This is a genomic window from Acidobacteriota bacterium (assembly GCA_028874215.1).
In the GTDB taxonomy this organism is placed as follows: Bacteria; Acidobacteriota; UBA6911; order RPQK01; family JAJDTT01; genus JAJDTT01.
In genome coordinates this window covers 57301-67130 of sequence record JAPPLF010000022.1, presented here as the reverse complement: position 1 = coordinate 67130, position 9830 = coordinate 57301, and the positions used below count along the sequence as shown (strand labels likewise).

The 9830-nt window shown below is 63.9% G+C and carries 8 protein-coding genes and 1 tRNA gene; 6 read left to right on the top strand and 3 right to left on the bottom strand.

Annotation, left to right across the window (positions count from 1 at the left end):
- Positions 1-25 precede the first annotated feature (25 nt).
- Together OXT71_04220 and OXT71_04215 are read right to left on the bottom strand one after the other, a co-directional pair.
- Positions 26-241: a hypothetical protein gene (locus OXT71_04220; GenBank protein MDE2925585.1), complete on the bottom strand. Its 216-nt coding sequence runs from the start codon at positions 239-241 to the stop codon at positions 26-28.
- Between the two features lie 201 nt (positions 242-442).
- Positions 443-1912 (bottom strand): CoA-acylating methylmalonate-semialdehyde dehydrogenase, encoded by a 1470-nt coding sequence (locus OXT71_04215; protein ID MDE2925584.1) that lies wholly within the window; start codon positions 1910-1912, stop codon positions 443-445.
- 87 nt (positions 1913-1999) lie between these two features.
- Between OXT71_04215 and OXT71_04210 the strand changes: the two genes are divergently transcribed.
- On the top strand, positions 2000-2950 hold the full coding sequence (locus tag OXT71_04210) for a transcriptional repressor (protein ID MDE2925583.1): 951 nt from the start codon (positions 2000-2002) through the stop codon (positions 2948-2950).
- 59 nt (positions 2951-3009) lie between these two features.
- Positions 3010-3582 (top strand): O-acetyl-ADP-ribose deacetylase, encoded by a 573-nt coding sequence (locus OXT71_04205; GenBank protein ID MDE2925582.1) that lies wholly within the window; start codon positions 3010-3012, stop codon positions 3580-3582.
- On the opposite strand, the gene OXT71_04200 is transcribed toward OXT71_04205, so the two are convergent.
- Entirely contained in the window at positions 3539-5041 is a 1503-nt protein-coding gene (locus tag OXT71_04200) for a hypothetical protein (GenBank protein MDE2925581.1), read from the bottom strand. The genes OXT71_04205 and OXT71_04200 overlap by 44 nt on opposite strands.
- 137 nt (positions 5042-5178) lie before the next feature.
- On the opposite strand from OXT71_04200, the gene OXT71_04195 reads away from it, so the two are divergent.
- The 4 genes from OXT71_04195 to OXT71_04180 all read left to right on the top strand — a co-directional run bounded on the left by OXT71_04195 (position 5179) and on the right by OXT71_04180 (position 9819).
- Complete coding sequence (locus OXT71_04195; protein ID MDE2925580.1) at positions 5179-7011, top strand: M3 family oligoendopeptidase; 1833 nt, start codon at positions 5179-5181, stop codon at positions 7009-7011.
- A complete protein-coding gene (locus OXT71_04190; protein ID MDE2925579.1) occupies positions 6998-8275 on the top strand; it encodes a PQQ-binding-like beta-propeller repeat protein in 1278 nt (425 codons plus the stop codon). Before OXT71_04195 ends, OXT71_04190 begins: the two co-directional genes overlap by 14 nt.
- Before the next feature lie 93 nt (positions 8276-8368).
- On the top strand, positions 8369-9694 hold the full coding sequence (locus tag OXT71_04185; protein MDE2925578.1) for a Gfo/Idh/MocA family oxidoreductase: 1326 nt from the start codon (positions 8369-8371) through the stop codon (positions 9692-9694).
- A 49-nt stretch (positions 9695-9743) separates the two neighbouring features.
- A tRNA-Val gene (locus OXT71_04180) sits at positions 9744-9819 on the top strand.
- Positions 9820-9830: the final 11 nt, after the last annotated feature.

The following is a 9830-nucleotide window of genomic DNA, read 5'->3' as shown; positions in this document are numbered from 1 at the left end:
AAAGAAATAACTTAGATGAGATCTCTCATCCAACACGGTAAACTTGGGCTAGAGTCACGAATTCGATCCTTCGAAGATAGGTCAGAAAACGGTCCCAATCGAACCCGACTTCGGCTCGCTCGACCAGAAACTCTCCAATCGACCAAGTCAGTATCGATAGGTATCGAGCCCGTGGGGAGATGGTCGTAATGCCGTTCACCAAGCCCAGTTCGATGTCCTGATCGATGCGCCTGACGCCCAAGATGTCGAGCCCCTTTGTGGTCTCGACCTAGTCATCACCCCAGAAAATCATCATGGCATATGGTGGATGCCCCGAAGACTGTCGGTTGGTGGGGTGCTCCGAAGCTTACCGTCAAGGACAGGGACGAAGATTCGACGTTTGAGCCGTGTCCTCGCCCCCGGTGTGGGAAACGCCGTTGGCACCGGACTCGGCAATACCGGGTCAACCGCTACCGAACCAGCGGGAACTGACCACCTTCTGCTCGGTGTAGAAATTCACTCCGTCCCGGCCGTGGGCATGCAGGTCGCCGAAAAAGGAACCTCTCCACCCGGAGAAGGAGAAAAAGGCGAGAGGCACCGGAACTCCGACGTTGATTCCCACCATCCCCACCTGAACCCGGTTCTGGTATTCCCGGGCCGCCCACCCGCTCTCGGTGAAGATGGCGGTTCCGTTGCCGAACCGGTTGGCGTTGACCACTTCGATGGCCTCATCCAGGTCCTCGGCCTGGATGACGCAGAGAACAGGTCCGAAGATCTCGTCCTGGTAGATCTTCATCTTCGGTGAGACGCCGTCGAAGATGCTGGGACCCAGAAAATACCCGGACAGGTCGTCGACTCCGCTGTGACAGCGGCCGTCCAGAGCGAGTCGGGCTCCCTCATCCAGTCCCGTCTCAATGTATTCCAGCACGCGCTCCCGGTGAGGACCGGAGATCAACGGTCCCAGGTCGCTTCCGCCGTCCGCGGCCGCGCCCAATTGCAAGCTTTCCGCGCGGGCCCTGACCTTCTCCATCAGAGGTTCGTGAACCTCTCCCACCGTCACCACGGCGCTGATGGCCATGCACCGCTCTCCTGCAGATCCGAACGCGGAACCGATGATGGCGTCGGCCGTCTTGTCCAGATTGCAGTCCGGCATGGCCACCAGGTGATTCTTGGCGCCGGCCAACGCCTGCACCCTCTTGCCGGCCATGCTGGCCGCCTCATAGACATAGCGGGCCACGGGGGCCGAGCCGACGAAGGACACCGCGCGGACGGACACGTTTTCCACCAACGCCTCCACCGCTTCCCGGTCCCCCTGGACGACGTTGAAGACGCCGGGGGGGAGTCCGGCCTCCGCGAACAACTCCGCCAGGCGCAACGCGGCGCCCGGCACCTTCTCGGACGGCTTCAGAACGAACGCGTTGCCGCAGGCGATGGCGACGGGATAAAGCCACATGGGCACCATGGCGGGAAAGTTGAAGGGCGTGATCCCGGCGCACACACCCAGCGGCTGCCGGAAACTGGCGCAATCCAGACCTCGGGAGACGTTCTCCACCGTCGAGCCCTGGATCAGGGTGGACATGCCGCAGGCGAACTCCACCACCTCGATGCCTCGCCGAACCGACCCTTGCGCTTCCTCCGGGATCTTGCCGTTTTCCCGCGAGATCCATTCGGCCAGCTCCTCAAGATTTTCTTCCAGGAGCTGCTTGTAGCGGAACAGGATCCGGCAGCGCTCCACCACGGGGGTGTCGCGCCAGCCGGGGAACGCCGCCGCGGACGAAGCGACGACCTCGTCGACTTCCGCCCTGGTGGCGAAGGGGACATGGGCCAGAAGTTCTCCGGTCCCCGGGTTTCGCAATTCTCCGCACCGGGACGAGTTGGAAGGTGCCCGAACCCCGTCTACGAACGAATCGACTCGAGGAACACTACGCTGCATCATTCACATCCTTACCCGAGAACGTCTGGAGACGGCCCGCACGAAACTTGAAAACGATTGCTGGATTTCCGAGAATGAACCCCACTCATGGGCGCTGCCAGAAAAATCTCGGAAGAGATGGAGATCTTCTCCAAATACCTGAAAGAACGGGGTCTACGCATGACCCACCAACGCCGGAAGGTGGTGCAGAGCTTCCTCCAGACCAGCGGCCACGTGAGCATAGATGAGCTACATCAACTGGTCAAGCAGAGCGATCGGCGGATCGGGGCGGCGACTGTCTTCCGCACGCTCAAGGCCCTGACCGCCTGCGGGTTGGCCCGTGAAGTCGACCTGCACGACGGGCGGACGCGCTTCGAGCCTCAGTACAAGAGGCCCCACCACCACCATATGGTGTGCGTCAAATGTCAAGGCACCATCGAGTTCCTGAGTCCCGAACTGGAGCAGGTCCAGTCCCGCATCGTCTCCAACTACGGGTTCAATCCGGTCCAGCATCAGCTACAGATCTTCGGAGTTTGTGAAGAGTGCCAGAACAAGGTCGAGGCCCACCTGGAACCGGTGAGATCCGATCTGGTCTTTGCCCGGGACGCCTTGCGGATCGCCATAGCGACCGAAAAACGGGGCGTCAACTTCTACAGCACCGCCTCCGAGCTGGTGAGCCACGCCTCGACCAAGTCCACGTTTCTCAGAATGCTGGAGGATGAGGAGAGTCATCTGAAGCAGCTTCAGGCGCAATGGGATCGGCTGGTCGCCGATGACGAAAGGGTGCTGAATGCGCCGGTCTTCCTGGATTTCGACTTCGATACCTTGAAACGGATCTTTCCCGGAAAGGACCAGATCAAGGCTCAGCTTCGGGACAACCTGACTGCGGCCGAGGCGTTGAAGATCGCCATGAAGATGGAGAAGGACGCCTACGACTTCTTCCACGACTACGCCGACAAGTTCGAGGACACCCAGGGCAAGGAGATCTTCATGAAGTTCGCCGAAGAGGAGTGGGAGCACTTCACCGAGATCCGCAGGGAATACGAAGCCCTTTCGTGACAATCCCCGGCAAAAGCCGTCACGGCATTCGGCGATCAACCTGATACGGGCGCTGGCAAATGCAACTTCGGCTGGAGGGTAGTGTCCTGGAATTGGTCCAGGGGGACATCACCCTCCAGCAGGTGGACGCCATCGTCAACGCCGCCAACCGGCGGCTGGCGGGTGGAGGCGGGGTGGACGGCGCCATTCACCGGCGCGGCGGGCCCGCCATCATGGAGGAGACCCGCCGCCGGTATCCCCAGGGCTGCCCCACGGGCCGGGCCGTCATCACCGGAGCGGGAGACCTCCCGAGCCGCTTCGTCATCCACGCCGTGGGACCGGTCTGGAAGGGCGGAAGCCAGGGCGAACCCGCTCTGCTGGCCTCCGCCTACCGCTGCTGCCTGGATGCGGCGGTGACCCACGAGTGCCGCGGCATCGCCTTCCCTTCCCTATCGACCGGAGCGTACCGCTATCCGGTGATCAAGGCCGCCCGGACCGCCGTTTCCGCCGTCATCGAGTTTCTGGAGGAACGCAGGTCCCCGGAACTGGTCCGATTCGTCCTCTTCGACGAGGCCACGTGGCGCGCATACGCCGCCGCCCTGACCAGCGTCACCGGATCTGGAAAGAATAGAGATCCGCGTTCTTCAGGATGAAACGGAGCCGCACCGGCTGGTCCAACTCATCCAGACGGCGCCCGCCGTCCCACTGGACCTTCTGGCCCACTCCGTTTCCCTCGATGGGCCGGCAGGCCTCCCGCTCGAAACCGGCGAGCGGCTTGCCGAACTGAGTGAGCGCCTCGACCCTCAGGGATCCTCCAGCGGCGTCGGCGTTCACCCGAAGCTCGCCTCCCTGGAAGCGGAGGGGCCAGGTGGTCAGGAGGCCTTCTTCCTCTCCGGCGCGGACCGAGACGAATCCATCCGGCCGCAGACGGGCAAGGCCCAAGGCGTCCCCTTCCAGGATGCGGCCCTTGTATTCGGTTCCGACCAATGCGAAGAGGTTGCGATGGGGCACGCTGGAGCCCCGGTAGTAGATCCGGATCTCCTCGTCCCTCAAGACGGCGCACTCGGGATAGACCCGCTTGCCTTCCCAGGTTCCCGGGGTCCCCTTGAGAAAGATGTGCCGGTCGCCGACCCGCGTCCACTTCTTGCCGTCCCGGCTGAAGGTGAGCTGGGCGTCCAGCGTGAAGTTGAAACCGTCCATGAATTCGGGGTCGCCCGTGTATTCGTGATAGACGATCAGCATCCCCACGTACCCGCTCTCATAGGGAAAGACGGGCATGTAGTAGAACTCCGTGCCGGCGCCGTCCCGCTCGTCAGGCACCACGACCTCCTTGAGATCGGTCCAAAGGGTGAAGTTGAAACTCTCCGCCAGACCGACGACCCGCGTGGGGTAGGCTTCCGGAGTCCGGATCTTGGACCAGCGCAGGACGTGACCGGCGTTGGGACGGTGATAGTAGACGTAGCGCTCGCGGCGCTGATCCCAGAAGGGGGTCGAAAGCCCGTCGCCGGCGGGCACGATCACCGGATACGGGTGCGACTCCCAGCGATGCCCGTCGGAAGACCAGCCGACACCGATGCCGTAGGTGTCGTATTTCATGAAGGCCATCTTGTAAGGGCGCTCCGGGTCGTGATCGTCATGGAAGACCCTGATCTCGGTGATGTCCTCCGGTATGACCAACAGGTTGTTCTTGCGGCTTCCCTGGAATTCCCGGAGCCCCAGTTCGGGACGCCGGAATCGAATCCCGTCCGCCGAGGTGGCGAGGCAAAGATAGTTCGTGGATTCGGGCCGGACGTTGTACCAGAGTTTGTAAAGACGCTCCTTCTCGTCGTAAATCACGTTGGAGTAGAGGACCCGGTTGCCCTCCCAGGGCCGTTCCGCCTTGAAGATCGGATTCTCCGGCGCCTTCCGCGCAACGTGGACCCAACGGGCTGCGTTCTCGATCCGGTCGATGAGCCAGTCGTCCAGGAAGAGCTGCCGCTCGGGACCCAACTCCCGGACCGGAGCTTGCCGCTTGATGTCGTCGAACCCCTGCGCCCGGACCGAAATACAGATCGCCAACCCCAGCAGGCTCAGAACGATCAACTGCCTCTCGAACATGAACCGCGCCTTCATGGACTTCCCTCCTGACGTGTCACCCGCTCCCGGTGGCGGCAGTATACCGGTCTGCTGAGAGCTTCGAGCCAAGAATTGAGGGAAGTGCTGCAGCATCCCGGACTGTTGTGGACGGACGGGGCTGCTAATCTAGGGCAATGCATGCGGGAAGGCCGCCTCTGTCTCTGTTGGGGCCGGAAGAACCGAACGGAGGCGCCAACGGGCGCACCGGCGCCGAAGGGGTTCACTGGAACCTGGACGACCTCTATCCCGGCCCCGACGCCCTGGAGAGGGATCTGGAGCGGACGCAGGACCAAGCGGCCGGTTTCGCCGAGCGGTATCGGGGTCGGGTGGGTCGCCTCGACGGCCGTGAGCTGGCTCAGGCCGTCCGCGAGTACGAGGCTTTGCAGGTCGGTTTGGGACGGGCCGGCTCCTATGCCTACCTGCACTGGTGCACCGATACGCAGGATTCCCGCCGCGGCGCCATCCTGCAGAAGACGCGGGAAGCCTCGACGCAACTGGTCCGCAAGATCCTATTCTTCGAACTGGAGTGGCTGCAATTGGACGAGGGGCGGGCGGCCGAGTTGCTTTCCAGCCGGGAGCTGCAACCCTTCCGGCACTACCTGGAGGTGGAGCGGCTGCGGGCTCCCCACGTCCTGAGCGAGCCGGAAGAGAAGATCCTGGCGGAAAAGCGGGTGACCGGCAGGTCCGCGTGGAATCGCCTCTTCGACCAGATGCACGGTGCCGCCCGCTATACCTGCGGGGATCGCAAGCTGACCCGCGAGGAACTGCTCTCCCGCCTCTATGACCCGGACCGGGAGGTGAGGCGGGAATCGGCGTTGGCCTTCAGCCGGGGTCTGGAAGAGCGGGTCAGCGAGATGGCCTTCATCTCCAACACCATGCTGGCCGACAAGGCCTCCGACGACCGGCTCAGGAAATATCCCCACTGGTTGGCCAGCCGGAATCTGGACAACGAGATCAGCGATGACGCCGTCCAGGTCCTGGTGAAGGCGGTGACCGGACGCTACGACCTGGCGGCCCGCCACTACCGGCTCAAGCAGCGCCTGTTGAACCTGGACGTCTCCCGGGACTATGACCGCTACGCCCCCGTCGGCACGGCCACCGCCCGGTATTCGTGGGCCACCGCCCGTGAAACCGTCCTGGAGGCGTACGGGGCATTCCATCCCTCCATGGAATCCATCGCCGCCCGTTTCTTCGACGAACGCTGGATCGACGCTCCGCCCAATCCGGGAAAATCGGGGGGCGCCTTCAGTCATCAGACCGTCCCCCCGGTTCACCCCTACGTCATGATGAACTACACGGGAAACATTCGCGACGTGCAGGTCCTGGCCCACGAACTGGGGCACGGGGTCCACCAGTACCTCTCCCGAACCCAGGGCTACCTGCAATCCCGTCCGCCCCTGACCACTTCGGAGACGGCCTCCGTCTTCGGGGAGATGCTGGTCTTCGATCACCTGCTCCGCAACGAGCCGGAGCCCGGGGTCCGGCTGTCCATCCTGGTCGGCAACATCGACGACACCATGGCCACCGTCTTCCGGCAGATCGCCCTGCATCGCTTCGAGGAGCGGACGCACAACGCGCGGCGGGACGAAGGTGAGCTGTCGGTCGAGCGATTCAATGAACTCTGGATGGAAACTCAGGAGGAGATGTTCCGGGGAAGCGTTCACCTGGGAGAGCACTACAGCACCTGGTGGAGCTACATCCCCCATTTCATCCACACCCCCGGGTATGTCTACGCCTATGCTTTCGGCAAGCTGTTGGTCCTGGCCCTGTACGGCCGCTACAAGCAGGACGCGAACGGATTCGCCGAGGAGTATCTGGAGCTCCTGGAGGCCGGAGGCTCGGACTGGCCGCACGTCATGTTCCAGCCCATGGGCGTGGACCTCACCGACCCCGATTTCTGGAATACTGGCCTCTCCATGACCGAGGACATGATCCGGCAGGCGGAAGAACTGAGTGAGTCCAACTGAAATGTCCGAAACTCCGCATCTCCGGCGCAAGGGATCGCAGTTCCTCCCGGGAATCTGCCTCAATATCGTGTTGGCGTTCTGTCTCGGCGGGCTGCGGGCCGGCGACTGGCCCCAGTTTCTGGGACCGACTCGAGACGGCGTCTATGCCGGGAAGGACCTGGCCCGCCAGTGGCCCGCTTCGGGACCACGCGTGCTCTGGAAGCGGGAGGCCGGACAAGGGTTCGCCAACCCCATCGTGGCGGGCGGCACCCTGATCCTCTTTCACCGGGTGGACGGCCGGGACGTCGTGGATGCCTTGGGAGCGGACGACGGCCGGGAGTTGTGGACCTTCTCCTACCCGACCGACTACCGGGATGACTTCGGCTTCGACGAGGGGCCCCGGGCCAGTCCGGCGGCGGACGGCGACCGGATCTACACCTTCGGCGCTCAGGGAATCCTCCAATGCCTGGGCCTGGGTTCGGGCAACCGCATCTGGCAGGTGGACACCCGGTCCCAATTCCGACCGCGCAAGGGCTTCTTCGGCGCAGCCTGTTCCCCACTGGTCCGGGACGGGGCCGTTTTCGTCCATGTGGGCGCCCAAGGCGCCGGCGTCGTGGCGTTCGACGCCGACACGGGACGGACCCTCTGGAAGGCCACCGACGACGAGGCGGGCTACTCCTCTCCGGTGCACGCCTCCATCGGGGGCAGGCCGTGGATCGTCTCCTTCACCCGATACGGCGTGGTCTCCATCGACCCGGCCAACGGAAGAGTCGGCTTCCGAGTACGCTGGCGGTCGCGAAGCCGGGCTTCGGTCAACGCGGCCGTTCCCCTCATCGTCGGCGACCGGATCTTCGTGTCGGCCAGCTACAGCACCGGCGCCCTGCTGCTGGATGCCGCCGGAGAGTCGCCCGCAAAAATCTGGACTTCCAACGACGCCCTCAGCAACCACTATGCCACCAGCGTCTACCGGGACGGCTATCTCTACGGTTTTCACGGCCGCCAGGAATACGGTCCCAGCCTGCGTTGCGTCGAGTGGGAAACGGGACGGGTCAAGTGGAATCAGGGCGGGTTGCGTGCCGGGACCGTCACCCTGGCCGGCGACCGGCTTTTGGTCCTGACCGAGCGGGGTGAATTGATCCTGGCCGCGGCCGATCCCGAGGAATTCCGGGTGATCTCGCGCGCCAAGGTTCTGGAGGGCACGGTGCGTGCCTATCCGGCCCTGGCCCGGGGCCGCCTCTATGCCCGAAACGAGACGGCGCTGGTCTGTGTCGACCTGAGAAAATGAGAGGGAACAGCGCCGCGCGGCTGGAATGCTGGCGGCGGAAAGAGTAGCCTGGAATGACCTGCTTTCGACACGACCCAATGGGAGGATAAGACAATGGTGAAGCCGATCGAGCGAAGGAGTTTCCTGAAGAGTTCCGCCGGTGTGGTGGCTACGGCCGCCGTGGGCACCGGTTCCGCCGCCGGCCTCCTGTCCCGGGCCGATGCCAACGACACCATCCGGGCGGGAGTGGTGGGACTCCGAGGACGGGGCAGGTCTCACATCAAGGGTTTCGCCGGATTGCCCAAGGTGGAAGTCGCGGCGTTGTGCGACGTGGACGAAAACATCATGGCCGAGCGTGCCTCCGACCTGGAAGAGCTGACGGGGCGGAAGGCCCGGACCTACACCGACATGCGCCGCTTGCTGGAGGCCAAGGACATCGACGTGGTGGGATTCGCCACACCCAACCACTGGCACGCCCTGGGCGGGATCTGGGCCTGCCAGGCGGGCAAGGACGCGTACGTGGAGAAACCCTGCTCCCACAACATCTGGGAAGGCCGGAAGCTGGTGGAAGCGGCCCGCCGTTATGGCCGGATCGTCCAGCACGGCACCCAGTCCCGGTCCAGCGCCGGTGTTCGCGAGGGAATCCGGAAGCTCCGGGAAGGGGTGATCGGGGACGTCTACATGGCCAAGGGACTCTGCTACAAGTGGAGGAACACCATCGGCCACACCCCGGAAGAGCCGGTTCCGGGCGGCGTCCACTACGACCTGTGGCTGGGTCCCGCGCCCCAACGCTCCTACAGCCGCAACCGGTTTCACTACAACTGGCACTGGCACTGGGACTACGGCAACGGCGACATCGGGAACCAGGGCGTGCACGAGATGGACATGGCGCGTTGGGGGCTGGGAGTCGGCTTGCCGACCCGGGTCCAGTCATCCGGCGGCCACTACATGTTCGACGACGACCAGGAGACGCCAAACTGCCAGTTGGCCACTTTCGAGTACCCGGACCAGAAGAAGCAACTGGTCTTCGAGGTGCGCCACTGGATCACCAATCATGAAGCCGGCCTGGGCAAAGGCGAGTCCAACGAGGTGGGGGTCCTCTTCTTCGGCTCCGAGGGCTACATGGTCATGCAGGGCGGCAAGGGTTACCGCACCTTCCTGGGACGGAAACGGGAGCCGGGACCGACCCGCATGGAAGGGGGCAACAATTTCGCCAACTTCATCCAGGCCGTCCGCTCCCGCCGGACGGAGGACCTCAACGCCGAGATCGAAGAGGGCCACCTCTCTTCGGCGCTCTGTCACCTGGCGAACATGGCCTATCGCACCGGCCGGACGCTGGATTTCGATCCGGAAACCGAGACGGTCCGGGGCGACGGCGAGGCCAGCACCCTGCTGACGCGCGATTACCGGGCCCCCTTCGTGGTCCCCGAAGTGGTCTGAGTCCTCCGGAATGGAAGAGGGTCCGCCGAAGGCCGGTGGACCCTTTCGTGGGCGGTTAGCTCAGCTGGGAGAGCACCTCCCTTACAAGGAGGAGGCCGGCAGTTCGAACCTGCCACCGCCCACCAGCCCCCCGCCG